Source organism: Streptomyces sp. NPDC001922 (genome assembly GCF_042891165.1).
In the GTDB taxonomy this organism is placed as follows: Bacteria; Actinomycetota; Actinomycetes; order Streptomycetales; family Streptomycetaceae; genus Streptomyces.
This window is the reverse complement of sequence record NZ_JBIASV010000014.1, coordinates 94,693-120,131: the sequence shown is the minus strand read 5'-3', so window position 1 is coordinate 120,131 and position 25,439 is coordinate 94,693. Positions and strand designations below refer to the sequence as shown.

Below are 25,439 nucleotides of genomic sequence, written 5' to 3'. Positions count from 1 at the left end.
CGCCACCCTTCACCCAAGGCGGTGACACATGACCGGCGCTGCACCGGCCCCTGTCGTACAGGCGGCGCGCATACACAAGCGGTACGGGCCGACCGTGGCCCTGCACGACGTCCGCATCACCGTCGCACCGGGCGAGACCCATGCACTGGTCGGCCGCAACGGAGCGGGAAAATCCACGCTGGTCTCCATCCTGACCGGGCTGCAGGCTCCGGACGAAGGCACCGTCACCTTCGCCGGGGAGCGTGCGCCGGGCCTGGGCGACCGGGACGCCTGGCGGCGACGGGTGGCCTGTGTCTACCAGAAGCCGACGATCATCCCCGAGCTGAGCGTTGCGGAGAACCTCCACCTCAACCGGTACCCACGGGGACGGAGCGGACTGATCAGCCGGCGCCGGCTGATCAGGGATGCGCAGGCGCTGCTGGCCGAATGGTCGGTGGAGGTCGACGCGTCCTCACCGGCCTCCGAACTGGACGTGGAACGACGGCAGTTCGTGGAGATCGCGCGGGCACTGTCGTTCGGCGCCCGGTTCATCGTGCTGGACGAGCCGACGGCGCGGCTCGACGGCGCGGCGATCCGCCGTCTGTTCCAGCGGATCCGGGACCTCCGGAGCCGGGGTGTCACCTTCCTGTTCATCAGTCATCACCTGCAGGAGGTGTACGACCTCTGCGACCGCGTAACGGTCTTCCGGGACGCGCGGCACATCGTGACCGCCCCAGTGGCACAGCTGCCCCGCCCCGAGCTGGTCGCCGCGATGACCGGTGAGGCCACGCGAGCCACCGGCAGGCCCCGCAGATCCCGGGCGCCGCACGGGGACCGCGAACCGGTGCTGACCGTGACCGGCCTCAGCCTGGCGGACCGCTTCCGGGAGGTGAGCTGTGCGGTGGGCGCGGGGGAGATCGTCGGGCTGGCGGGAGCGGCGAGCAGCGGACGAACCGAACTCGCCGAGACCATTGCCGGACTGCGGTTCGCCGACGCAGGCGTGGTCGAGATCGCCGGCCGGCGGCCGGCCCCCGGCAGTGTGACCGCCGCCCTCGCGGCCGGTGTCGGATTCGTCCCGCAGGACCGTCACCACCAGGGTTTTGTCCCCGGCATGTCGATTGCCGACAACGTCACGCTCACCGTTCCCCAGCGGATCGGGCGCGCGGGATTCCTCAGCCACCGACGCCGTGACGCCTTCGCCCGGACCATGATCGACAATCTGGCGATCAAGGCCCCCGGACCGGAGCTGCCGGTGGAGGGTCTGTCCGGGGGCAACCAGCAGAAGGTGGTCACCGCCCGCGCGCTGGCCGACGGCCCGCGACTGCTGGTGCTGATCAATCCCACGGCAGGAGTCGATGTCCGCTCGAAGGAATTCCTCCTCGACAAGGTCGAGGAGACGGCGGGCTCCGGGGCCGGTGCGGTGATCGCCTCCGACGAGCTCGACGACCTGCGCCGCTGCGACCGGGTGCTGGTGATGTTCCAGGGGCGCATGGTCAATGAGCTGGCCCGTGACTGGCAGGACCACGAGCTCGTGGCGGCCATGGAAGGAGTGAACCTCGATGCCTGAAGCGGCGGCCGACGAGCGGCTCGCGGTACGCCGCGTCCCCTCACCGCACCGGGACAGGGTCGCCCTGGCCCGGCTGCGCGACCTCGCCCTGATTCCGGCGATCCTCGTGATCTGCGTCGTCGGACAGCTCGTCAACCCGGTGTTCCTCAACCGCGACAACCTCCTCAACGTGGTGCAGACCATGTCCGAGACCGCGGTCCTGGTGCTGGCCGAGACGCTGGTGCTGATCGTCCGGAAGATGGACCTCTCGCTGGAGTCCACCATGGGTCTCGCCCCCGGCGTGGCCGCCTGGCTGACCGTCGCGGCGGGCCCCGGGCACGGCCTGGGCGTGCTGCCCGGGGCCTGGGCGATCCCGGTGACCCTTGCGGTCGGCCTGCTGATCGGTGCCGTCAACGCCCTGCTCATCGTCCGCTGCGGCCTCAACGGCTTCATCGTCACCCTGGGCATGCTGATCGTTCTGCGCGGCACCTTGACCGGGCTGTCCGGCGGGGAGACCTTCTTCCAGCTGCCCGGCTCCATGCTGTACCCGGGCACTGCCCAGTGGTTCGGCGTACCCGCCTCGGTGTGGATCTGCGTGGCGCTGTTCGCCGCGGGCATCGTGGTGCTCGGCTGGACCGGTGCGGGCCGCTCGCTCTATGCCATCGGTGGCAATGCGGACGCGGCGAAGGCGGCCGGAATCCGGACCGACCGCGTGCTGTGGATCGTGCTGACCGTCGCCGGCGGGCTGGCCGCGCTGAGCGGGCTGCTCCTCTCGGGGCGCCTCGCCTCGGTCGCCGCAGCCCAGGGCAGCGGCGCGATCTTCACCGTATTCGCCGCCGCCGTCATCGGAGGGGTCGGTCTGAACGGCGGCAAGGGCAGCGTGTTCGGCGCGTTCACCGGCATCCTGCTGCTCTTCCTGATCCAGAACGTCCTCACCCTCGGCGGCGTCCCGGCCCAGTGGACCGGCGCGCTCAACGGCCTGATCATCCTGGTCGCCCTCGTGCTCTCCCGGATCACCGGGGGGCGTGTACAGGACTGAGGCAGAGCACGACCACCCCGGTACGGACCGGCTCGACACCTTCTCTCACCCGAAGGATCTGGTCACCTTGCCCCTCTCCCGCCGAACCTTCCTCACCGCCTCGACCGGAGCGGCCGCCACCGCGGCGATGCTCGGCACGCCCGGAGCCCGGTCGGCCGCCGCGGCCGCTTCCGGGAGCTACACCCCCACCTGGCCGTCGGTCGACCGCCACACCCCGGCCCCCGAGTGGTTCCAGGACGCCAAATTCGGCATCTACTTCCACTGGGGCGTCTTCAGCGTCCCCGCGTACGGCAGCGAGTGGTACCCGCGCAATATGCACCTCGCCAACAGCGGTGCCAACAAGCACCACATCGCCACCTACGGCACGCCCGGCGCCTGGCCGTACCACACCTTCATCGACGGCGGACGGGACAAGTCCGGCACCTTCGTCCAGTTCGCCCCCAAGCTGGTCTCCGACGGCGGACGGTTTGACCCCGACGCGTGGGCGCGGCTGTTCAAGGCTGCCGGGGCCCGCTTCGCCGGACCCGTCGCCGAGCACCACGACGGGTTCTCCATGTGGGACAGCAAGGTCAACGAATGGAATTCGGCCGCCAGGGGGCCCAGGCTCGACCTGCTGCAAATCTTCCACGACGCCATCCGCGGCCAGGGCCTCAAGCTTCTGGTGGCCCTGCACCACGCCTACAACTTCACGGGCTACTACCACCCGGTGCCCGCCCAGTCCGACCCCAGCCTGCGAAAGCTCTACGGCCAGCTCGACACCACCGCCGCGAACCAGCTCTGGTACGACAAGCTCAAGGAGGTCGTCGACCAGGCCAGACCCGACATCCTCTATCAGGACTTCAATCTCGACGAAGTCGACGAACAGCAGAACCTCAACTTCCTCTCCTACTACTACAACCAGGCCGAGGCGTGGGGGAAGGACGTGGTCGCCACCTACAAGGACGGCTACAACGACAAGGGCGAGGTCTTCGACTTCGAGCGCGGCGGCCCCGCCGACATCCGCACCCCGTACTGGCTCACCGACGACAGCGTCAGCAGTTCCAGCTGGTGCCACACCGAAGGCATCCGCTACTACACACTTCAGCAGATGCTGCACGCGCTGATCGACCGGGTCAGCAAGAACGGCAACATGCTGCTGAACATCGCACCGACGGCGGACGGGACCATCCCCGAGGCTCAGCGCGACGTGCTGCTCGGCATCGGTGACCACCTCGGACGCTTCGGTGAGTCGATCTACGACACCCGCGCCTGGGAGGCTTATGGCGAGGGTCCGACCAAGATGGGCGGGGGCGCGTTCACCCACCCCAAGGCCGGCACTGCCAAGGACGTCCGCTTCACCCGCAACAAGGCCGGCACCGTGCTCTATGCAACCGTGCTCGGCTGGCCGGCCACCACACTGACCAGCACCACCCTCGCCGGCAGCCGGCTCGATCTGTCGACGCTCTCCTCCGTCCGGCTCCTCGGCCCCGGCGCGGGCGACTCCACCGACGTGGACGGCTGGACCCAGGACGCCGTCGGGCTGCATGTGCCCCTGCCCCGGACCGCACCGTTCGGCGCCCAGGCCTACGTCCTCAAGCTCGCCTTCGACGGCCCGATACCCCCGCTCCGCTCACACCACCAGGTCACCGCCTACTCCGATGTCGGTTATGCGGGCAACCGAGCCCGGCTGCTGCTCGGCAGCTACACCTCGGCACAGCTGAAGGCGGCAGGCCTGGCCGCGCACAGCATCTCTTCCCTCCGGCTGCCCGTGGGCTTCCGGGTGACCGGCTACTCCGGTGACCGTCTCACCGGCACCTCCTGGACCTTCACGACCGACACCCCGGACCTGCGCACCGCCGGTGCCAATGACAGGATCACCTCCCTCAAGGTCACCCTCGACCCGGCCACCTGGTTCCGGTTCACCAACGTGACCAACGGCCTCGTCCTCGACGGTGGCGGCCGTGTGCCGTCGGGTTCCCCGCTCAAGCAGTGGACTCCGAACAGCAGCCCCAACCTCCAGTGGCAGGCCGTCGAACTCGGCACCGGCCACTATCTGCTGGTCAATCGCACCCATGGCCTGGTGATCGACGGCGCGGGCGTCACCGACAACGGCGGTACGGCACAACTGACCGCCCGCGGCGACACCGCCGGCCAGCAGTGGCGGATCACCGACCGCGGCCAGGGCGCCTTCAACATCGCCAACAAGGCAACCGGTCTGGTTCTCGACAGCGGCGGCTCGGTCAGGCCCGGTGCCCCCGTCAAGGAGTGGAAGCTCAACACCAGTCCCAACCTGCAGTGGACCTTGACCGCTCTCTAGGGACGGCCCCCGGCTCGGCCCCCCGACCCGCCCGTTCTGCTCTCCCAGGGACTCCCTCATGCGATACAACCGGCTGGGCCGGACCGCCCTGACCGTCTCCGAACTGAGCTTCGGCGCCGCACCACTCGGCTCGGTCTATGGTGTCTTCGCCGAACAGGAAGGCATCGACGCCGTTCATGCCGCACTCGATCACGGCATCAACTTTTTCGATGTCTCCCCGTACTACGGGGCCACTACCGCCGAGACCGCACTCGGCCGCGCTCTGCGCGGGGTCGACCGCGACCACTACCTTCTGGCCACCAAGGTCGGCCGGTACGGCGCAGCCGAATTCGACTTCAGCGCCGAACGGGTCAAAGGAAGCGTCACCGAGAGCCTCGACAGGCTGGGCACCGATCACCTCGATCTGATCCAGTGTCATGACATCGAATTCGGCTCGCTCGACCGGATCGTCGAGGAGACCGTCCCGGCACTGCGCGAACTCCAGCAGGAGGGGCTCGTCCGGTACGTGGGCATCACCGGCTACCCGTTGCCCGTGCTCGGCTATGTGGCCGCCAGGACCCCGGTCGACTCCGTCCTCTCGTACTGCCGTCACACCTTGCACGACCGGCGGCTGGCCGGATGGAAGAATCGGTTCGCCACCTACGGCACGGGGGTGATCAACGCTTCTCCGCTCGCCATGGGTGCCCTGACCGCGCGAGGTGCTCCCGACTGGCACCCCGGTTCGGCCGAACTGCACGAGCGCTGCGCGGCGGCGGCCGAGCTCTGCCGCGCGGCCGGCGTCGACCTGGCCAAGCTGGCCCTTCAGTTCTCCGTCTCCACCACCCACGCCGCCACCACGCTCGTCGGCACCCATGAGCCGGATGAGGTCCGGCGCAACGTGGCCTGGGTCGCCGAACCGATGGACCGGGAACTGCTGATCCGGGTCGAGGCCTGCCTCGAGCCCGTCCGTGACCGTGGCTGGACGAGCGGGCGCGCGGCCCTACGGGCAAAGCGGGGGCGGGCATGACGCTTCCCCTTCTGGACTCCCACGTGCACCTGTGGGATCCGCACCGCTTCCGTTACCCCTGGCTGGGGTACCACCCCGCACTCGACCGGCCCTTCGGCCCCAGGGAGCTGGACGCCGCCGCCGGTGTGCCCGTCGGTGTCATTGTGGTGGAGGCCGGCCGGGAGCCCGAGCAGGCGGCCGCGGAGGTCGCATGGGTCCGTGAGCTGGCCCGCTCCCGTCCCGAGATTCGCGGCATGGTCGCTCATCTCTCGCTGGAGCGAGGGCCCTCCGCACACGCGGAGATACCCCGGCTCGCCGAGGACCCGTTCGTCCTCGGCGTGCGCCGCCTCCTCCAGGACGAGCCCCCCGGCTTCACCGCCGACCCGCAGCTGCGCGCCGGGGTCGGCCTGCTCGGCGAAGCGGGGCTGCCCTTCGACGCCTGTGTCCGGGAGCACCAACTGCCCCAGCTGGATGTGCTGGTCGCCGCCTGCCCGCAGACCGTCATCGTGCTGGACCACCTCGGCAAGCCGGAGCCGGCCGGGTTCGGGACCGGCCGCTGGTACCGGGCACTCCGCCGGCTGGCGGACCGGCCGAACGTGGTCTGCAAACTCTCCGGCCCGGCCACGCAGGGGTCGGGTTCATCCGGGCCCCGGGAGCTGCGCGCCTTCCTTTGCGCCGCGGTCGAGCTGTTCGGCCCGCACCGCTGCCTGTTCGGCAGCGACTGGCCGGTGCTGACCCTGAACACCGCATACGGCGCCTGGCTCGACCTCGTCCGCTCCGCGCTCACCGGGTGCTCGGCGGAGGAGACCGCCGCAGTGCTCGGCGGAAACGCTGCCCGGATCTACCGAGTGCCCTCCCGCCACTGAAGCGAGGTATGTGATGCATCAGGCCACCTATACCGGCGGCAGGACCGTGCGAGTCCAACCTGTTCGCCCCCTGGCGCCGCCTCCGGGCCACGTCCGGATCGAGGTCGCGTACACCGGCATCTGCGGTACCGACCTCCATGTCTTCCACGGCGCGATGGACGACCGGGTCCGGCCGCCCGCCGTACTGGGACACGAGATGTCGGGGCGGGTGGCGGAACTCGGCGCGGACGTCGACGGCTGGCGGCCCGGAGACCCGGTCACCGTGATGCCCCTCGGCGTCTGCGATGACTGCCCCGCCTGCCGCGCGGGTCATCACCACGTCTGCCACCGGATGAACTTCATCGGCGTCGACTCCGACGGCTCGATGCAGACCAGCTGGACGGTTCCTGCCGAGCTGCTGGTGGGTCTGCCCGACGGGCTGCGCCTCGATCACGCCGCTCTGCTGGAGCCCACGGCCGTCGCGGTGCACGACGTGCACCGAGCGGGGGTGCGGGCCGGGGAGAAGGCGCTCGTGGTGGGCGGTGGCCCGGTCGGCCTCCTGATTGCCACCGTCGCCCGACGGGCCGGTGCCGAGGTGAGGGTCTCCGAACCCGACGCTCATCGCCGGGCGGTCGCCGAAGAGCTGGGGCTGGCCACGATCGACCCGGTGCACACCGATGTCGCGACGGTGGTGACGGAGTGGACCGGTGGCGCGGGAGTCCCGATCGCGTTCGAGGTGTCCGGCGCCGCCCCGGGGGTGGCGGCAGCCGTCGCCTGCATGGCGGTCCGCGGCCGGCTGGTGATGGTGGCCATCCATCCGACCCCGCGCGAGATCGACCTGCACCGCTTCTTCTGGCGGGAACTGACCCTGATCGGAGCACGGTTGTACCAGCGCACGGACTTCGAGGCAGCGGTCCGGTTACTCGGCGCCGGGCACATTCCCGCGGAGGCTCTGATCTCGCGGATCGAACCGCTCCACCGGGTCCAGGAGGCGTTCTCCGCCCTCGACTCGGGTGACGGAGTGATGAAGGTACTGATCGACTGCCAGAACACTGCAGGGAGCGGCAGGTCATGACTCTCACGGAGTACCGGAGCCTGTTCGACCTGACCGGCAGGCTCGCAGTCGTCACCGGCGCTCGCCGGGGACTGGGCCTGGCCATCGCCGACGGACTGGCTGCCGCCGGCGCCGACATCATCGCCGTCAGCGCAGGGATGGAACCCTCCGGCAGCGAGGTGGAGGAGCGTGTCACCGGCCACGGCCGCACGTTCCGGGCGTTCCGCGCCGACTTCGCCGACCGCGCCGCCGTCCTTGCCCTGGCCGCCGAACTCGCCTCCCTCGACCGGCCGGTGGACATCCTGATGAACAACGCCGGCACCATCGCCCGGGCCCCCGCTGCCGAGCACACCGACGCGGACTGGGACCGTGTGCTGGCCGTCGATCTCAGCAGCCAGTTCGTTCTCAGCCGCGAGATCGGCCGTCGGATGATCGAGCGCGGCTCCGGCAAGATCGTCTTCACCGCCTCGGTGCTCAGCTACCAAGGAGGGGTCACGGTGCCCGGCTATGCGGCCGCCAAGTCCGGAATCGCCGGACTGACACGGGCTCTGGCCAATGAGTGGGCCGGCCGGGGCGTCAACGTCAACGCTCTCGTCCCCGGCTATGTGACCACCGACAACACCCGGGCTCTGTGGGAGGATCCGGACCGCGGCCCGGCCGTCCTCGACCGCATCCCGGCCGGCCGCTGGGCGAAGCCCGAGGACCTCGCCGGTGCCGCGGTCTTCCTCGCCTCGGCGGCCTCCGACTACGTCCACGGCGCGCTGCTGCCCGTCGACGGCGGCTGGCTCGGCCGGTGAGCGCCGTACCCCGCCCGCCGGCGGCGGAGACCGGCGACCGGGCTGTGCCGTTCTCGCCGAGTACGGACGCGGATCCCGTTCTGCGGTCGATCCGGGCAGCCGGGGTGCTGCCCGTCGTGGTCATCGACGACGCCGAGCTGGCCGCGCCGCTGGGCGACGTCCTGCTGGACGCAGGGCTGCCCTGTGTCGAGGTCACGCTGCGCACCCCCGCGGCGCCGGCGGCGCTCCGTGCGCTGTCCCGCTGTGACGGGCTGCTGGTGGGGGCCGGCACCGTACTCGACGCCGACCAGGCCGACGGATGCCTGACCGACGGGGCGCGGTTCCTGGTCTCGCCGGGCTACGACGGGGAGGTGGTCGAACGCTGCCGCAACGCCGGGGCGCTCGCCATCCCCGGAGCGGTCACCGGTACCGAGGTCCAGCGGGCCCGGCGGGCCGGGCTGCGGGTGGTCAAGTTCTTCCCCGCCGCAGCTGCGGGCGGGTACATCGGCCTGCGCGCCCTCGCAGCTCCCTTCCCGGACATGCATTTTCTCCCGACCGGCGGGATCGGCCTCGGGACCCTCCGGGAGTATCTGAGGGACCCGGCCGTCCTCGCGGTCGGCGGTACATGGCCCGTCCCGCGGCGCCTGATCGCCAACGGCTGCTGGGACGAGATCCACCACCTCGCCGTGCACACAGTGGCCGCCGTGGCGGTCTGCCGGGCCTATGGGGGAGTGGAGTGACGGCCCGTCAGGAGGCTGGGCTGGTGACCTTCGGCGAAACCATGGGGGTGGTCACCGCGCTGGAGGCCGGGCCCCTCGAGTACGCGCGCTGCTTCGGTTACGGCATCGGAGGAGCGGAGAGCAACGTCGCGATCGGAGTGGTCCGGCTCGGCGGTGCCGCAACCTGGTTCGGCCGTCTCGGCGTGGATGCGACGGGGGACCTGGTCGAGCGGCGGCTGCGGGCCGAGGGCGTCGACATCCGGGCGATCCGGCAGGGCGGTTTCACCGGCCTCATGGTCAAACACCGCAGGGGCGCCACCGCCGTCCGGGTGGACTACCACCGGGCCGGCAGTGCGGCATCCCGGCTGCGCCCCGAGGACGTCCCGGCCGAGCTGGTCCGCGGCGCCGGTGTCCTGCACGTCACGGGGATCACTCCCGCTCTCTCGGACTCGGCCGCCGAGGCCGTCCGGCATGCCACGGACCTTGCGCGTGACGCCGGGGTCACGGTCTCGGTGGACATCAATCACCGGTCGAAGCTCTGGTCCCCGGACCGGGCCCGTCCGGTTCTGGCGGACCTCGCCACCCGGGCCGACGTGCTGTTCGCCGGGGTCGCGGAAGCCGAGTTGCTGCTCGGCCCCGGCGTGCGCTCGTCGGCCGCACTTGCATGCGCGCTGGCCGGGCTCGGGCCGCGCCAGGCCGTACTCAAGGAGGGGTCCCTTGGCTGCACGGCGATGATCGACGGCACCGCGTACGTCCAGCCTGCCCCGTCCGTCCCGGTGGTCGACCCGGTCGGCGCCGGTGACGCGTTCGTCGCCGGCTACCTCGCCGAACTGCTCGCCCGCAGGTCCGTCGAGCATCGCCTGCGCACTGCTGTGGAGTCCGGCGCGTACGCGGTCACCGTGCCGGGCGACTGCGAGGGGCTGCCCCGCAGGGCCGACCTCGCGGATGTGACACCGGGCGAGGAGGTGACGCGCTGAGCCGAGCTTCCAAGGGGAGCGGGCCGCACCGGAGAAGGCCGGTGCGCCCGCTGCGCGTTCCCGGCGGGAACGGTCCGGACAGCGGAGCGCGTCGGAGCGACCCGCCCAGGAGAGGAGGCTCGCCGCGTCTGCTGCCGCTCCGCGGTCCGCTGCGGCTCGGGTCCCCGGGCCCGCTCTCCCCTCAGGGACCTAACCAATGGCCAGGTCTTCGATGGTGTCGGCGATGAGGACGGGCAGGTGGGTGAGAGCGCTTTCAAAGAGCTGTTCCAGGGGGAGGGCGTGGCGGCTGCCGACGAAGCTGATGTGGAGTGCCCAGGTGGCGGGGTCGTCGTGGGCGAGCCTCGACAGTGCGTAGAGGATGGCCCACCAGGCCATGAGCGGGTGCAGCTCTCGTGGCAGCGGGGCGATGACGGGAAAGCGGTACAGCTGCCCCATGTAGCTGCGTGTCGCGGTGGGGAGAATCACCGGGCTCGCGGCCTCGTTGCTTCGTCTCCTGGAGGTGAACCACCTTTTTGCGCGGCCGCCACTCGCTCGGGGCGCGAGGCCCGGGACGGCTTGGGGCCGGGACGGCGGTGGCAGGTGACTGTCCTGGGCCGTCTCGCTGAACTGTGCGAGGTAGCCGTCCAGAATCTGCGGGCTGTCGGCGCCGATGGACCATGGGGGGAGTTCGTAAGCCGGCTGGCCGAGCAGCAGTTGATCGTGCTCGCCGCTACTGCCGTAGGCCGCGTACAGGGGAGTGGAGCGGTGTCTGTCGGTCAGGGGGTGACCGAGGTTCACCGGCAGGGTGTCCCACACGTCTTCGAGCCGCACGGGGACCCTCTCCCACACGGGTGAGTGCAGCAGTTCGCTCAGCCTCACGAAACTGCTCCGGGAACCCGGCGGATCGGTCCGGATCTCGATGTCGGCGACGCCCACGTCGCCACCGGAGGTCGCGATGCCCGGAGCGACCAGGCGCCAGTCCTCGTGCCCGAGCCGGCCGGCCGCCGCGGCGATGGCCCGTCCGGCCTGGCTCAGTCCATGGAAAACCTGGAGTGGGAGCGCGCAGAGGTCCGTCATCGCCGCCGCGTGGAAGATCTGCTCCATCTGGTCGAGAGCGGAGACGAAGGTGCGGCAGCGCGCTCCGTCGCCTGCTCCGCTGGGCGGGCTCCACCGGTATTCCCGCAGGCGCTCCCAGGCCTGACGTGGATCCACATGTCCATTCATCGAGAGTCCTCCCCAAGGTTGCGGATCGCGTGGCACTGGCGTGCCGGGGCCGTGTGCCGGGCAGTCGAGCCGTTGCCGAGCCTGCTGGACGTCCGGGACGGGCGGAGCCATGCGGCGGTGGTGTGCCGTCGCCGCATGGGATCGTGCGATTGGTCATGTGTCAGGAGGAGACCGGCCCCCGGACCATCCCGCTCCTTTGCCTACGCTTTACCTCTGTCCGCGGGCTAGGCGAAGGAGAACCCGCACGGTGGACCGGAGCCCGGTGCCAACGGCCCCGGAAGGGGGCCGTCGCCACGCCGGGACTCCTTCGGTGTGCTGCGCGCACCCCGGGATCCGACCCCATGAGGCGGTGGCATCGCCCTCGGGCCGGGGAGAACGTGCCGGTGGGTGAGCAATCGGGCCTTCTCCTGCGTACCCTTCCCCAACGGAACCTGGACAGGGCCCCGTCAGACTGGGAAACCAGGTGCTCGCATGCCTCTAGACCAGAACAACGCCTCCCTCTCGGACGCTCCGGATTCCGAACTGTCCGCAGTGATACGCAGTGGAGCGGCCGCGGAGCAGGAATTCACCGAGCTCTACCAGCGCCACCGGAAAGTGGTGCGCGCCTACGCGGGGACGTGCTGCCGGGACCCGCACACGGCCGAGGACCTCACCTCCGAGGCGTTCACCCGGACCATCGACGCGGTACGCCGGGGCGGAGGTCCCAGTGGGTCGTGGCGCCCTTACCTGATCACTGTCGTCCGTCGTACCGCCATCGACTGGGCCATGACCGGACGTCGCACCGAACTGACCGAAGAAGTCGAGGCCTGGGCCGACGAAGAAGCCGGCGGCGAGGAGCGCGTGCTGCGCCTGGAGGAGGCGGACCTCGTCGCACGCAGCTTCCGCAGGCTGCCCGAGCGATGGCAAGCCGTGCTCTGGCAGACCCTCGTGGAGGGGCAGCCGGCTTCCCGCGTAGCGGCCGATCTCGGTCTCAGTGAGAGTGGCGTGGGATCGCTGGCGGAGAGAGCCCGGGAGGGGCTGCGTGAGGCCTATCTCAGCGTGCACGTGGAGAATGTCAGTGCTCGCACGGGTCCCGACGGTGATGCCTGCCGGCACTACAGCGGTCTGCTGGCGGCTGCGGTACGGCGGCCCGGACGACGCGTGGCCAAGGACCTCTCGCGACACCTCAGCGACTGTGCCGACTGCCGCCGGGTACTGCTCGATCTCACCGACCTCAACTCCCGGCTGCGGTCCGTGCTGCCCGGGGCCGTGTTGTTGTGGGGCGGGGCGGGATATTTGGGGGCCAAGGCCACGGCCACCGAGGCGGCGGCCTACGGAGTGGCCGCTCCGCCGCTGCCGCCCGATCCGACCGGCGGAGCGGCCGGTCCGGTCCTCTCCGCCCAGAAGGCCGGGGCTCTCGCCGCGGCTCTGTCGGTGACGATCGGAGGGTACTTTCTGCTGGCGCCCGATCGGGATCCGGCGCCCCCGCGGGCGGTGGAACCGCCGCGCGCGTCGGCGCCCCCGGTGGTGACGCCGTCGCCTTCGCCTTCAGGCTCGTCCGGTCCGCCCGCACCTCCGGCCACTGGCGCAAGGGCTCTGTTCGAGGGGCCGCGGACCACCCTGCGGGTCACCGGCACGGGGAAGTGCTTGCAGGCCGGCACCGAAGCGAAGGTCCGGGAGGTGGCCTGCGACGGTGGCGCCGACCAGATGTGGAGCCAACTCCAGTTCCGGGGCAGTACTGTTCTCCTGCGCAACGCGGTGTCGCGGCTCTGTCTGAGCGATTCCGGGTCCGGCCGGGTGCCGGATGAGCTGCAGCGGTGCGACACCTCCGAACCCAGGCAGGTCTGGCGGCTGGAATTCAGTCTGGCCGAGCGGTCGCTCGTGGCGGTTGGCCGCAGCGGCAGGACGTATGCAACCTGAGTCACGACGAACCTGAGGTGCACGGGAACGGGCCGCACCGGGCGATGCCCTGCCGGTGCGGCCCGTTCGGCTGCGCTCCGCAGGGAGCGAGTTCCGTTGCGGCAGCGTCGGAAACGAAATCGGCCGGTGACCGCCCCTGGGAGGCCCCTCAGGTGGCTTCGGCCGCTACTTGGATCGGCCGCTCAGAGTCCACACCGCGTGCGCGATCGCGTCGCTGTTGCGGTCCAGGGCCGTCATGTTGATGCCCGAGGACGCGTCGCAGGAGGAGTGGTAGCAGCGGTCGAACGGCTCACCCGCCTTTCCGTGCCACTTCTTGGCCTGGGCGGAGGACATCTCGTTGCTCGCACCGGTGAACAGACCGCCCACCGGGACGCCCGCGTCCTTGAAAGCCGCGTGGTCGGAGCGGCCGTCACCCTCGGTCTCGATCTCGGTGGGGATCTTCTTGCCGGCGAACCAGTCCTTGAAGACCGACTCGATCCTGGGATCGTCGTCGTAGACGAAGTAGCCCGGGTTCGGCGACCCGATCATGTCGAAGTTGAGGTATCCGGAGAACTTCGAGAGCTCACCCTCGGACAGTTGTTGGACGTAGTGCTTCGAGCCCACGATGCCGAGTTCCTCCGCTCCCCACCAGCCGAACCTCAGGTGCTTCTCGGGCTTGAGTTTCGCGCGGGAGACGGCCATTGCGGTTTCCAGGATGCCGGCGGAACCGGAGCCGTTGTCGTTGATGCCGGGGCCTTCGGCGACCGAGTCCAGATGAGCACCTGCCATGACCACCTTGTTCGGGTCACCCCCCGGCCAGTCGGCGATCAGGTTGTAGCCGGTGGCGCCGTCGTGGGTGAACCGCTGGACGGTGGTCTTGAACCCGGCCGCGTCCAGCTTGCCCTTCACGTAGTCGATCGACTTCTTGTAGCCCGGACGGCCGTGAGCCCGGTTGCCGCCGTTGGCCGAAGCGATCGACTCCAACTTGGCCAGATGTTCCTTGACGGCCGCTTTGCGGATGTCGGGCGCGGTGACGGACGTGGTGCCCGCATTGGCGTGGGGTATCAGAACCCCCGCGATCACCATCGCGGCTGCTCCGGCCGCAATGGTGCCGACTCTCCGGTTGCGCAGTCGGCGGTGGGATGAGTGCTGTGTGCTCACTTTGCTTGACCTCCATGGGTGATGTGTTCAGCACGGACAGGGTGTGGTTCGCCGGTTGCGGCGGAGCTCTGTGCGTGAAGCCGGCCGGGTGGGGCCTTGCAGCGGGGACCGGCGCGGCACATGCCTTGTCTGAGCCCTGGGGCACTGCCTCGTGTCGGCTGCGTCCCGGGGCGCTCAGCGCTGAGACGGCGCTCAGCGCTGAGACGGCGCTCAGCGCTGAGACGGGGAGCCCGGGGAGCCCGGGGAGCCCGCTTCCTCCAAGCTGAATGCCCGGGGCAAGGATCGTCCGACCTGCTTGTGCCGGGGCCGGCGTCGGCAGCAGAACCGCTGCTGCCGCGAATTCGGCGAGGCTCGCGCCGACGATGGTGCCGGAATCCTGCTCACTCTCGATGAGTGCGTCGCTGATCCGTCATGCTTTCAACTCCAGTCGGTTTGCGGCAGGCCGGCAGGCCAAAGCCAATAAGGGGGCCGGGGAAATCTGTTCCGGAGAGTCCGGTGCAGTTGGGGTGAGGTCACTGTCTACCCTGCCGCCGGACGAGTCCGCAATGATTTCCGGAAGATTCATCTGCGTGAATCGACGTGCGGATCAGTGTAATTGGGCTGTCACAGCAGATCAGTGTGAACACGGCTGAGGCGAAGTTCCGGGGTACTTGGTTCGTCCTCCGCCTTTCCGCCGGGCAGGGGGAACGGCCTGCACATGGGCATGGTGCAGCAACAGCTCAGGCGAACAGAGTGCGCCGGCCGACGGCCTGACACCCCGTAGCCTGGACTCTCGCGGGCATTAGGTCATGACGGAGCAGTCCACTGAGGAGTGGACCGAGCGTACGTACCCCGTCGTGAGAAATGACTGCTGCTCCGTTGCGCTGTCCGCTCATTGAAAGAGCTCGTCAGTTCTCCATTCTTTCCGGTGGACCGATGGGCCCGGCATCGGGACGGCCGGCTCTCGCCGTCGATTCATGTCGGCATTCCTCCAGGAGGCCAGGGCAAGGGGGTGCTGCACAACGGAGCCCGTTTATGGGGTCGAGTCGATGCGCCTTGCGGGAGGCCTGAAGAGGTGCTGGCCGAGGCCCGACGATGGAGGGAAGGGCCGAAGAGGCCGTGGCGGAGGCGCTCTTTCCGTGGGCCGTGCGACATGTCCGCTCGACAGGGCAGGCATGGCGGCCCGGGCGCACTCGGGACGTCTGCTGCGGACCCGGTCCGGGTTCGGCTTGTTCACGGGGCTCCTCTCGTTTGTGCTTGTCGTGCTGTGGCGGCCGGGGCGCGGCAGCCTGAGCGGTGGTGGGCGTCGGGGCGGGCTGGTCGCCCGGCGAAGCCCGCCCGCCTCTCCGGCTGTGGGTGTCTTGGGGGGCAGGACCGTGTCGACCGCCCCACATCCCGTCGCTTTGCCAACGCTTTACTCAAGCCTGGGTTTTGTGAGTGGGGGTGACGAGCGCACGAGCCGGCTGCAGGTGGCCCGATCGGCTGTGACCTGCACGAAGACCTCGTCGATGTGACCAATCCCCCCTCCACGAGGGCGTGTTGGGCATCGCTTTGACGTCGTACTGGGCGGAGTTGATTGGTCCGCATGCTCCCCGGGGACCGGGTGGCGGGGGTTGCGCGCCGGAGCTGTGGCAGACCATGGTGTAGCTGCTCGGCCGGGGATGGGGTGTCACCGGCCATGAGCCGTGAATCCGACGCCGCCCACTTCTGGGCCTGAGCGAAATCAACTCCCTGCGTCGCCACTTCTCAGTGGGCTCCGGACATGCCTGCGCATGTCTGTGAAGAACAGGTACCTTTCATGTCTACTTTTCACCAGAAACACTCCTTCGCGGACTGGTCGGACGAGGAACTGGCCACGTCACTCCGCCGAGGCGAGACAGCCGAAGGAGAACTGGCCGAACTCTACGAACGTCATCGGTCCACGGTGCGTGCTTACGCCGGCACCTGCTGCCATGATCCGAGCACTGCCGACGACCTGATGTCCGAAGCCTTCATCCGGACCATCGAGGCCGTGCGCTCGGGGCACGGCCCGCGCGGGCCGTGGCGCCCCTATCTCCTCACCGTCGTCCGCAACACCGCCATCAACTGGGGTGCGGCCGGGCGTCGCACGGAGCTCAGCGACACCGTCGAGGACTGGGCCGACGAGTGTCCCGGTGGCGAAGAGTTCGCGCTGCGCCGAGAGGAGGACAGGCTGGTTCTCCGCAGCTTCCAGCAGTTGCCGGAACGATGGCAGACGGTCCTGTGGCACACCGTCGTGGAGAGGGAACCGGTGTCCCGGGTGGCGCCGATGCTCGGGATCAGCGAGAGCGGTGTGTCATCACTGGCCGAACGGGCCCGGGAAGGGCTGCGCGAGGCCTACCTGAGTGTCCATGTGTCCAGGGGGAACGGCGATGAGGGCTGCAGTCGGTACAGCGGGCCGTTGGCAGCGGCCGTCCGGCGTCCCGGACGCCGGACCAACAAGGACCTGGCGCGACATCTGAGCAGTTGTGCCAACTGTCGACGGGCCATGACCGACCTGCTCCACCTCAACTCCCGCCTGCGGACGGTCCTGCCCACTGCGTTCGTTCTCGGTGGCGGCGCCGAAGCCGCCGGCTCCCACGTGGCTGCCGGCAAGGCAGCGACACTCACCTTGCCGATGCCGTCTCCGCTCGATCCATCGGGCGGAGCGTCGGCAGGCCCGATGCTCCTCTCCCCGAAGGGCTTAGGGGCGGCAGCCGTCGCGCTGGCACTGTCGGTCTCCGGGTTCGTTCTGCTCGGCCCTGATCAGCGACCGATACCCCCGCGGGCAGAGCCCCAACGGACATTGCTGTCTCCCCGGTCCGCTCCGAGGGTCGAGACCCCTGCATCCCGCCCGACCCCGCCGCCCTCTCGGCCGGCACCGCGCGCCTCGCGCTCCCTCCCGCTTCCCTTGCCCTCCACCACCGTTGATCCTGGCGCCACGCTGCACGAGGCGTGGCGGACCAGATTGCGCAACCTCTCCACCGGACGCTGCCTGGAGGCCCGCTCGGCAGCCGGAGGCGTCCGTGAGGCGGATTGTGACGCCGGTGCCCACCAGTCATGGGTTCAGCTCCACTACCGGGGCAGCACGTTGTTGCTGCGCAACGAGGTGTCGCGGTTGTGCCTGCGAGCCTCGAGCGCCGAGCGGGCCCAGGACGGCCTCCGCCGGTGCGACAGCGGCGACAGTCGACAGGTGTGGCGATTGAGGTTCAGCCTGGCAGCGTCAGCGCTCGTGGTGGTCGGTGGCCATGGTCGTACCTATGAGACGGAGTGAGGCATTGACGAGGCTGGACGCGCACCGGGCCTTCATCTCCCCACGGCAGGTAACCGGTGCCGCCGGAGCCGCGCGGCGGCCCCACGGCCGCACGCCCCACCGCAGCCGTTCCGCGTCTTGTCGAAGGTGCCGTAGCCCCTGAACGCCGAGTGGGACGTGCTGAGCGGTCGCGTTCGGCGACGCGAAGCAACGGAGACCTGTCCGCCGTTTCCTGCCTGTCGCCACGCGGGGTGCATTCTGCGCCTTGCTTTGACACGGATACGGGCCGACAGGTTTTCGTGAGGGCCGCTTCGTATCCGCGCGCACAACTCGTCGGCGGAGACTCCGCAGACATCTCCCTCTTCTCGAAGGATGTCGCTCGGAATTGCGGGTGTGCGGGCCGAAGTTGGCGAAGCGCTCGGCATGGAAGGCAAATCCCGTTCAAATGCTGGCGGGGATCGGGAATCCTGCATATTCTTCCGCGCATGGAGCTTGAAGTAAGACATCTGCGGATACTCTGTGCAGTCGCCGATATGGGGAGCATGCACAAAGCGGCTCGCCTGCTCGGTGTGACACAGCCTTCGCTGTCGTCTCAGATGCGCCGTATTGAAAGATCTCTCGGTGCCGAGCTTTTCTACCGAGTACCCACGGGGTGCCACCCGACTCCGCTCGGCAGGTCGGTGCTGGGCCGTGCTCGACCACTGCTCATGCAGATGTCCGAGCTGGTCGCGGAGACGAGGGCCGCGGCCGTCCAGTCCGCCGGCGCCCGCTTCCGGGTCGGCTCGACCGGCAGCAGGGTCACGACGCGATGGCTGCGCCGCATCAAGCAACGCCTGCCGGACACGGAAACAGCCCTGGTTGTCGACAAGTCACCCTCGGCGTTGGTGCGCATGGTGGCATCAGGACACCTCGATGTCGCGCTCGTCCATGAGCTGGAAGGAATGCCGCTCTCGATTCCTCAAGGTCTGTCGCACCGCGTGGTCGTGGAGCGCGAACCGCAGTTCGTCTCCCTGTCACGTGACCACCCCGCCGCAGCCCAGTCGGTGATCGACCTTCATGACCTGGCAGCGGACCGCTGGGTTGTCGACCCCATGGCCGACGGTGAGTGGGCCGCGCTGCGACAGGTCCTGGATACCGCCGGGCTCCGCCCAGCTGTCGTGCCTGGAGATCCGGCGACCGCTGCCTCCCTGATCGCGATAGGTGAAGCGATAGCCTCCTGTCAGCCCACCACCAGTGCTACCGACCACATCGTGGTCCGGCCGTTGCGAGGCGACCCCCTGGGGGTTCGTCTGCTGCTGATCGCCCAGCCAGGGGTGCAGGAAGAGGTGTACTCCGAACTGGATGAGGCCTACCGCGAATGCGCCATCGAGTCGGTCACCTATCGCGGATGGCTGTCGGAGAGACGGAGTCCTCTGCTCAGTGGCGATTGAGCCCGCGACGAGGCGGATGCGGCACAGCCGCATCCGCCTCACGGCCGGCCCGCCCAAACCATCAGCATGGACGGGGCGACAGCGGCCTACTGCACCGCGCCCGATTTCGGCATCACGATGGTGGCTCAACCGGTCCGGACAGTAGGCCGATTGGGCCACGGACTTCAGAGAGGAGCCTTCAGAGGGGAGGAGGCCGGCAGCCCCCTGCACCGCGTGTGTGATTCCGCAGGCGTGATTGACGGTCGCAGGATGAGGCGACGTCCTTCCTCGTTCTCCAGCGCATCAACGGACCGGCGTGCAAGGGCCGCCGGCGCGAGTGCCGGGAGCATTCCAGCCATGAACGGCGAGCCCGGTGCTGTGCATCTGCCATCGCCTGAACGGAACGTTCGGCCGAGCGCTCGTGGATGCAGCGAAATGAAGCGCCTGCAAGCCCGCGGCACACCCATGCGCATTTGTCGGGACCGCCCGTCGACCAAGCTCGGCGTGAGTGACGAAAGTTATCGGGAGCTGACATCCTCCCAGGGGCGATCATTTCCTGCAGACTCTGACGTGTTCAGGCCGTTGAACCGAAGAGGCATTCTTTCGCCTCCGGCGCATGCGACGTCGGTTCGGCCGGTTCTGAAGCAATTCAGAGGAATCGTTCGGACACCCCCTGCCTCAATTCGTGTGCGAATTGACGGCGAAGAGGTGTACGCCTGATGGAAAGAGATTCACCATGAAGCGCACCGTAGTTGTCTCCACCGTGCTGGGCTTCGGTCTCGTCGCCTCGCTGGCGGTCACATCCGCTTCGGCTGTGGCCACGCCCGATGCCGCGCCGGCGCCGGCCACCAAGGCCCCGATGACGCCCGAGGCCTACGAGGGATCGGTCGCCGACCAGGTCAACACCCGCGACTTCCTCGAGGCGGTCCTGAAGTCGGCCAGGAGCAAGCAGCAGTCCTTCGGAGCTCAGAAGACGGTGACCTTGACCTACGACGCCAGCGAGGCGCCCAAGTTCGCCTCCGAGATAGCCAAGGCCGCGAAGAACTGGAACGCTTCGGTCAAGAACGTCAAGCTCAAGCCCGGCAAGGACGCCGACTTCACGTACGTTGAAGGCAACGACTCGCGCGGCTCCAACGCCGACACGGACATGCGCGGTCACGGCCGTATCCTCCTCGACTACACGCAGAACGAGGAAGCCGACTCGACTCGAGTCACCGCCCACGAGACGGGCCACGTGCTCGGTCTCGACGACCACTACGAGGGCCCGTGCAGTGAGCTCATGTCCGGCGGTGGCCCCGGTGCCTCCTGCACCAACGCGAAGCCCAACAGGCAGGAGGCCGGCGAAGTGAACCGTCTGTGGGCCCGTGGCTTCGACTCGGCGGTCAACTCGGACCTTCTCGACACTCATCGCTGATATAGGGATCTGACCTGACCGGGGGGCAGGGCAGGGCCCATGAACACCTCGTCCCCCGGGCCGGACACGGCCCGGGGGACATCGCCAACCTGGATCCGTCTGCTGTGTCCGAAGGATCCAGGACGGCAAGCCGCCTTCTCCAACGGATGCCGGGTTCGCCTCCGCGATGAGTGGCTCAGGTGCGGATGCCGAGCAGATGAAGGCGAATTCTCGCATCCACACCACCTGAAGCACGTGGTATCGCACGGTGTGCTCAGAGCCCTGGCTCGGAGTTCATGCCCCCGTCCTGGCCTGGACGACATCCAGATGGTCCCGGCCAGGACGGACCGCTCGGGGCGGCCGGGGACGTCGGCGGCCCCGAGCGGAACACCGTCGGTCCCATCGTCGTGGACGCCGGCCGAAGTGCGGGGGCGTACCCGGGGCGAACGTGCAGTTGTCCCTACCCACGGCAGGGGAGCGGAGCGACGCGTCGAATCCACCGGGGGCCGGCACTGCTACCGGCGAGGGGTGAGATGGGAATGCGTTGATCACGCCGAGGAATCTCTGGATTACTGAATGCAGCCGGTCGAGTACCTGGTTCGGCCGATCGGCCATGCCTTTCAACATTGCGCCCTTTCTGTCCTGGGCTGAGCTGAACACCACCTTCGGCCAACCCGTATGGAACGACACGCTACTTCCCTCAGGGGATCGGAGTTCCATGCACAAGAGATCAAGCAGACGCTCGACGTTGACCAACGGAGTGCTCGCCGCCACGGCGGTCCTGACTTTGGGCGGGGGCATTCTGGCAGCCGTCGGTTCCGATGCCTCAGCGGGCGGGGCGCAGACGGCTGTTGTCGCCGATGAAAAGCAGGCCGGGGACATCGGGCGGCAGCCGGTATCTGTCGTCGACTGCCCCGACGTAGGTCGAGCAATCCCCCGGATTCCCCCGGAGGCGCGGGCGGAGGTACGGCGAGAGCTGGCCGCCCTGGACGCCGGGCCCGCCATCCGGCAGCAGGAGTTCTCTGCCCAAGCATGGGAGCGCATCCTTCGAGACCCGGCCTTGGCGGAGGACCGGCTCCTGACGCCGCTGAGGAACGAACGCCTGACGATCATCCAGCGGGTTGCGTCCTTGCTCCCGCAGGAGGCTGAGCCCCCGCAAGGCCTCGAGTCCCTTGCCCCCTGCACGCTGCAGGCTGATGACAACAACGGGGTTTCCGCCGACCCGGGCGGGGGCGCCATCAGTGGCAATGAGAACGGCAACGAGGAAGACGTTTCGGGTGCGCGCAACGACGGCAGCGGCAGCGGTGACGGCAATGAGAACGGGAACGGGAACGGAAACGGTGACGGGCGGGACAACGGCAACACCAACGGAAACGAGAACGGCAACGGAGAGAGTGGCTCCGGTTCCCGGAGCGACGGCAACGGCAACGGGAACGGCAACGGAAACGGAGACGGGCAGAACAATGGCAACAGCAACGGCAACGGGAACGGCAATGGGCTGAACACCGGTTTCGGCAGAGGCTGACGCATCGGCCCGGATCAGCGGGCCACCGTTGCTGTCCCGTCCTGCCGGCCACCCTGTTGTCCCACTCGACGGAGCCGCGCGGCACCCTGGCATCGCATGCCCGCAAGCGTGCGCTGCGTGAGCCTCGGGGGCATTGCCCGCGAGGCTCACGGTGTGAGTGCATCCGGGGGGCGTCCGCCAGGTCCGCGGCACCCTGAAGCCGGCAGCCGGCGAAGACGGACGATGGGTGTCGGATCCACACGAGCGTCCCTCGCCGGTCCACGCACCGTCTACGCCGTCCGGACGGCGTGTGCAGCCGCGGGGAGTCGCGGCCACGGCGCGGTCCGGGGGGCATGAGAGGTGCCGTCGAGGGTGTGGGGGCGGACCGATCCGACTCAGGTCGCGCGGAACGCACACAACCTGCTCACCCCTCGATCCTCTTCGACATGACCGGCGCCCCCGGGCTCAGCCCAGCCTTGCCGCCTCGCTGCCGCCACCCCGTCGAGGTCAGCGTCGCATTTCTGCATTTTCAAACGAAGCTGAACACGCATGCGGCGTGCCGATCGCATCGCCGGCTCTGCAGAATCCTGTGCCGCCAGTCTTTACAGGCACGTTACCGGCGCGATACTCAAGGGCGTAGCACCTCGGCTCCACATGTTGGTAATTGTGCGTTTGCTGTGCACGTCACGTCCCACACGTCACGTCCCCTCATGCGTCCTGGGTGCGGCGCGTCCGTCCCCGGGGCTCGCCCACCCCCTCAGACGAGGCAAAGATGCTGATGAATCAAGCACCCCTCGGCTTCAGATCACGCTTATCGGCAACGCTGGCCGTCATTCTGGGCCTCCTAGCACTCATCCCGCTTCCGGCGCATGCCGCCGAGGACCGGAGCTGGAGCACCAGCCAGCCCCATGCCTCACCGCACGGGCTCACCGCCACCGTCTCGCTGGACGGCGCCACCGGCACGCTGTCCCTGACGGTGCGCAAGGGCAGCACCACCGTGCTCGAACCCGCGCCCGTCGGACTGGTCACCGACAGCGCGGACCTGTCGTCCGGACTACGTCCCCAGGGCCGTGCCGATCGCAGGGTCAGGGAGAAGTACACCGCTCTCACCGGAAAGCGGCGGGACCGGGACACGCTGATGAACGAGACACGGCTGTCCTTCACCGGCGCGCGCGAACGGCGCCTGGACCTGGTGATCAGGGTCAGCGGAGAGGGCGTCGCCTACCGCTACGTGCTGCCCGACGCGAAGCGGGAAGCGGTCCGAGGCGAGGCCTCGGCGTTCCAGTTGCCGGAGGGGGCGACCGCCTGGCTGACCCGCTACGAGGCGTCCCACGAGCAGCCCCATACCCAGAGCGCCGCAACGGCGGCGCCCACCGGATCGTTCGGGTACCCCGCCCTGTTCCAGGTGGGGAACTCGTACGTGCTGCTGTCGGAGTCCGGTGTCGACGGCCGCTACTCCGGCGGCAGACTGAACCACCGCTCGGGAAGCGGGCGGTACACGGTTGGCCTCGCCGACCCCGAGGTGCGGATCGACGGGCCGTCGGCCACACCCTGGCGTGCCGCGGTCATCGGAAGCCTTGCGCGTGTCACCGGGTCGACGCTGACGGACGACCTCGCGCCGCCCTCCCGGGTCGAGGACACCTCGTGGATCCGGCCGGGCACAGTGGCCTGGTCCTGGCTGGCAGGTGGGCGGCCGGCCCAGCGGAACCTGGAGACGCAGCAGACGTTCGTCGACTACAGCGCTGCCCACGGATGGCCTTACACCCTGGTCGACGAGGGCTGGGCGACCGAGAAGTGGATGCCGGAACTCGTCGACTACGCCGCATCGCGCGGGGTGGGCATCCTGGCGTGGCTGCGATGGACCGATCTGGACACCCCGGCCGAACGGGAGACGACGCTGACCCGGATGAACGAGTGGGGCGTGTCCGGACTGAAGATCGACTTCATCGGGTCCGAGGCCCAGGACCGCCGGCGGTGGTACGACGACATTCTCGCCGCGACGGCGGCACACAAGCTGCTCGTCACGTTCCACGGCTCCACCGTCCCCAACGGCATGCAGCGGACCTGGCCTCATGTGATGACCCTGGAGGCGGTACGTGGGGCGGAGTACCGCAACGTGTCGATCGGCGACATGACCACCGTTCCGTTCACCCGCAACGTCGTGGGTTCGATGGACTACACCCCGATGGCCTTCCACCGCGGCGGCCGCGCTCTGTCCGATGCGGGGGAACTGGCCCTGGCCGTGGTCTACGAGTCCGGCTTCCAGCACTTCGCGGGTTCGCTCGACGCCTACCGGAAGCGTCCCGAAGCGGAACGGTTCCTGGAACAGACACCGACGGTCTGGGACGACACCCGACTGGTGTCCGGCCGGCCGCGTGCGGAGGCGACCTTCGCCCGTCGCAGGGGGGACCGCTGGTTCCTGGGTTCGATCGTGGCGGGTGGAGGCCGCGAGCAGCACGTCCCGCTCCGGTTTCTCGGCACCGGACGCTGGCTCGTCGAGACCGTCCGTGACGGCGTGGACGGCCTGGTCCGGGAGGCTCGCCGGGTCCGCCGCGGGGACACTTTGAAGGTACCGGTCCCGGCTCACGGCGGATTCGCCGCGGTCGCCTGCCCCGCCCGTCCCGGGGTCACCAGCTGCTACCGGCCGGTCCACCGCGTGCCGCCGTCGACGCTGGCCGTCACTCCGGCCAGGACGGAGGTGCGGCCGGGCGGGACGATCACCCTCGACGGCCGGTTCGTGGTCGACGAGTTCGGGCCGGTCACCGACGTCACGGTCCAGGCGGATGCACCGCACGGCTGGGACGTCGAGGGTGCCGGCGGGAGCGCCGCAACCCTGGACGAGGGACGGCCGCTCAGCCCGAACTGGCGGATCGCGATTCCCCGGGATGCCGCACCGGGCGGCCTCGACGTTCCGGTCACGGCCCGCTACAGCTTTGTCCGCGACGGCAGGACCGTGACCGTGACCAAGGTCCGGAAGGCCCGCGTCTTCGTTCGCCCGCCCGGTGTCGACTACCTCAGCGATGTGCCTTTCACCGCCGCGTCCAACGGCCACGGCCCCGTCGAGCGCGACACCTCCAACGGCGGGGACAACGGCGGTGACGGCAATCCGCTGCATATCAACGGAGTGATGTACGACAAGGGGCTCGGTATGCATGCTCCCGCTTCGCTCACCGTCCGGCTCGACGGCGCCTACGGGCGCTTCACCGCGCAGGTGGGCGTCGACGACGAGGTGAACGGCAAGGGAAAGGTCACCTTCGAGGTGGTCGCCGACGGGAGAGTCGTCGCCACCAGCCCCCCGTTGCGCGGAGGCGATCCACCGCACGGTATCGATGTCGACCTCACCGGTGTCAGAGAGCTCACGCTGCGGGTCGGGGATGGCGGCGACGGGGTCACCTTCGATCATGCGGACTGGGGCGATGCGCGTCTGATTCCCGTGGGCTGACGAC

Annotated in this window: 16 protein-coding genes and 1 pseudogene; 15 read left to right on the top strand and 2 right to left on the bottom strand. The window is 69.2% G+C overall.

Going from position 1 to position 25,439, the window contains the following annotated elements; genetic code table 11:
- The first annotated feature begins 28 nt into the window (after window positions 1-28).
- From ACFYYR_RS25440 to ACFYYR_RS25400, 9 genes are all read left to right on the top strand, one after another.
- A complete protein-coding gene (locus ACFYYR_RS25440; protein ID WP_388857900.1) occupies window positions 29-1,546 on the top strand; it encodes a sugar ABC transporter ATP-binding protein in 1,518 nt (505 codons plus the stop codon).
- Complete coding sequence (locus ACFYYR_RS25435) at window positions 1,539-2,564, top strand: ABC transporter permease (RefSeq protein WP_388857897.1); 1,026 nt, start codon at window positions 1,539-1,541, stop codon at window positions 2,562-2,564. Before ACFYYR_RS25440 ends, ACFYYR_RS25435 begins: the two co-directional genes overlap by 8 nt.
- 127 nt (window positions 2,565-2,691) lie before the next feature.
- A complete protein-coding gene (locus tag ACFYYR_RS25430; RefSeq protein ID WP_388858185.1) occupies window positions 2,692-4,860 on the top strand; it encodes an alpha-L-fucosidase in 2,169 nt (722 codons plus the stop codon).
- 58 nt (window positions 4,861-4,918) lie between these two features.
- Complete coding sequence (locus tag ACFYYR_RS25425) at window positions 4,919-5,866, top strand: aldo/keto reductase (RefSeq protein WP_388857894.1); 948 nt, start codon at window positions 4,919-4,921, stop codon at window positions 5,864-5,866.
- The gene (locus tag ACFYYR_RS25420; RefSeq protein WP_388857891.1) at window positions 5,863-6,711 is read left to right on the top strand and encodes an amidohydrolase family protein; all 849 of its coding nucleotides are present in this window, start codon (window positions 5,863-5,865) and stop codon (window positions 6,709-6,711) included. Before ACFYYR_RS25425 ends, ACFYYR_RS25420 begins: the two co-directional genes overlap by 4 nt.
- 13 nt (window positions 6,712-6,724) lie before the next feature.
- Entirely contained in the window at window positions 6,725-7,765 is a 1,041-nt protein-coding gene (locus tag ACFYYR_RS25415; protein ID WP_388857888.1) for a zinc-binding dehydrogenase, read from the top strand.
- The gene (locus ACFYYR_RS25410; protein WP_388857885.1) at window positions 7,762-8,541 is read left to right on the top strand and encodes an SDR family oxidoreductase; all 780 of its coding nucleotides are present in this window, start codon (window positions 7,762-7,764) and stop codon (window positions 8,539-8,541) included. The genes ACFYYR_RS25415 and ACFYYR_RS25410 overlap by 4 nt, the downstream gene beginning before the upstream one ends.
- Entirely contained in the window at window positions 8,538-9,260 is a 723-nt protein-coding gene (locus ACFYYR_RS25405) for a bifunctional 4-hydroxy-2-oxoglutarate aldolase/2-dehydro-3-deoxy-phosphogluconate aldolase (RefSeq protein ID WP_388857882.1), read from the top strand. Before ACFYYR_RS25410 ends, ACFYYR_RS25405 begins: the two co-directional genes overlap by 4 nt.
- Before the next feature lie 23 nt (window positions 9,261-9,283).
- On the top strand, window positions 9,284-10,216 hold the full coding sequence (locus ACFYYR_RS25400; RefSeq protein WP_388857879.1) for a sugar kinase: 933 nt from the start codon (window positions 9,284-9,286) through the stop codon (window positions 10,214-10,216).
- A gap of 189 nt (window positions 10,217-10,405) precedes the next feature.
- Here the strand turns inward: ACFYYR_RS25400 and ACFYYR_RS25395 are convergent, their stop codons facing one another.
- On the bottom strand, window positions 10,406-11,419 hold the full coding sequence (locus ACFYYR_RS25395) for a YaaC family protein (protein WP_388857876.1): 1,014 nt from the start codon (window positions 11,417-11,419) through the stop codon (window positions 10,406-10,408).
- A 471-nt stretch (window positions 11,420-11,890) separates the two neighbouring features.
- Between ACFYYR_RS25395 and ACFYYR_RS25390 the strand changes: the two genes are divergently transcribed.
- Window positions 11,891-13,318, top strand: a complete 1,428-nt coding sequence (locus tag ACFYYR_RS25390; protein WP_388857873.1) for a sigma-70 family RNA polymerase sigma factor — start codon at window positions 11,891-11,893, stop codon at window positions 13,316-13,318.
- A 180-nt stretch (window positions 13,319-13,498) separates the two neighbouring features.
- Here ACFYYR_RS25390 and ACFYYR_RS25385 read toward each other — a convergent pair.
- Window positions 13,499-14,383, bottom strand: a pseudogene (locus ACFYYR_RS25385) (M28 family metallopeptidase); the annotation flags it as partial.
- Window positions 14,384-16,199: 1,816 nt separating this feature from the next.
- On the opposite strand from ACFYYR_RS25385, the gene ACFYYR_RS25380 reads away from it, so the two are divergent.
- From ACFYYR_RS25380 to ACFYYR_RS25360, 5 genes are all read left to right on the top strand, one after another.
- Window positions 16,200-17,708 carry a sigma-70 family RNA polymerase sigma factor gene (locus ACFYYR_RS25380; protein WP_388857870.1) on the top strand — a complete coding sequence of 503 codons (1,509 nt, stop codon included), beginning with the start codon at window positions 16,200-16,202 and terminating at the stop codon, window positions 17,706-17,708.
- Window positions 17,709-18,172: 464 nt separating this feature from the next.
- A complete protein-coding gene (locus tag ACFYYR_RS25375; protein ID WP_388857867.1) occupies window positions 18,173-19,117 on the top strand; it encodes a LysR family transcriptional regulator in 945 nt (314 codons plus the stop codon).
- A 715-nt stretch (window positions 19,118-19,832) separates the two neighbouring features.
- The gene (locus ACFYYR_RS25370; RefSeq protein WP_388857864.1) at window positions 19,833-20,510 is read left to right on the top strand and encodes a snapalysin family zinc-dependent metalloprotease; all 678 of its coding nucleotides are present in this window, start codon (window positions 19,833-19,835) and stop codon (window positions 20,508-20,510) included.
- A 727-nt stretch (window positions 20,511-21,237) separates the two neighbouring features.
- The gene (locus ACFYYR_RS25365; RefSeq protein WP_388857861.1) at window positions 21,238-22,014 is read left to right on the top strand and encodes a hypothetical protein; all 777 of its coding nucleotides are present in this window, start codon (window positions 21,238-21,240) and stop codon (window positions 22,012-22,014) included.
- A 757-nt stretch (window positions 22,015-22,771) separates the two neighbouring features.
- Window positions 22,772-25,435: a glycoside hydrolase family 97 catalytic domain-containing protein gene (locus ACFYYR_RS25360; RefSeq protein ID WP_388857858.1), complete on the top strand. Its 2,664-nt coding sequence runs from the start codon at window positions 22,772-22,774 to the stop codon at window positions 25,433-25,435.
- Window positions 25,436-25,439: the final 4 nt, after the last annotated feature.

Bases quoted from the DNA above. Each gene is read 5' to 3' on its own strand.
- ACFYYR_RS25440 (WP_388857900.1), top strand. From the start codon at position 29: ATGACCGGCGCTGCACCGGCCCCTGTCGTACAGGCGGCGCGCATACAC.
- ACFYYR_RS25435 (WP_388857897.1), top strand. From the start codon at position 1,539: ATGCCTGAAGCGGCGGCCGACGAGCGGCTCGCGGTACGCCGCGTCCCC.
- ACFYYR_RS25430 (WP_388858185.1), top strand. From the start codon at position 2,692: ATGCTCGGCACGCCCGGAGCCCGGTCGGCCGCCGCGGCCGCTTCCGGG.
- ACFYYR_RS25425 (WP_388857894.1), top strand. From the start codon at position 4,919: ATGCGATACAACCGGCTGGGCCGGACCGCCCTGACCGTCTCCGAACTG.
- ACFYYR_RS25420 (WP_388857891.1), top strand. From the start codon at position 5,863: ATGACGCTTCCCCTTCTGGACTCCCACGTGCACCTGTGGGATCCGCAC.
- ACFYYR_RS25415 (WP_388857888.1), top strand. From the start codon at position 6,725: ATGCATCAGGCCACCTATACCGGCGGCAGGACCGTGCGAGTCCAACCT.
- ACFYYR_RS25410 (WP_388857885.1), top strand. From the start codon at position 7,762: ATGACTCTCACGGAGTACCGGAGCCTGTTCGACCTGACCGGCAGGCTC.
- ACFYYR_RS25395 (WP_388857876.1), bottom strand. From the start codon at position 11,419: ATGAATGGACATGTGGATCCACGTCAGGCCTGGGAGCGCCTGCGGGAA.
- ACFYYR_RS25390 (WP_388857873.1), top strand. From the start codon at position 11,891: ATGCCTCTAGACCAGAACAACGCCTCCCTCTCGGACGCTCCGGATTCC.
- ACFYYR_RS25380 (WP_388857870.1), top strand. From the start codon at position 16,200: ATGCCTGCGCATGTCTGTGAAGAACAGGTACCTTTCATGTCTACTTTT.
- ACFYYR_RS25375 (WP_388857867.1), top strand. From the start codon at position 18,173: ATGGAGCTTGAAGTAAGACATCTGCGGATACTCTGTGCAGTCGCCGAT.
- ACFYYR_RS25370 (WP_388857864.1), top strand. From the start codon at position 19,833: ATGAAGCGCACCGTAGTTGTCTCCACCGTGCTGGGCTTCGGTCTCGTC.
- ACFYYR_RS25360 (WP_388857858.1), top strand. From the start codon at position 22,772: ATGAATCAAGCACCCCTCGGCTTCAGATCACGCTTATCGGCAACGCTG.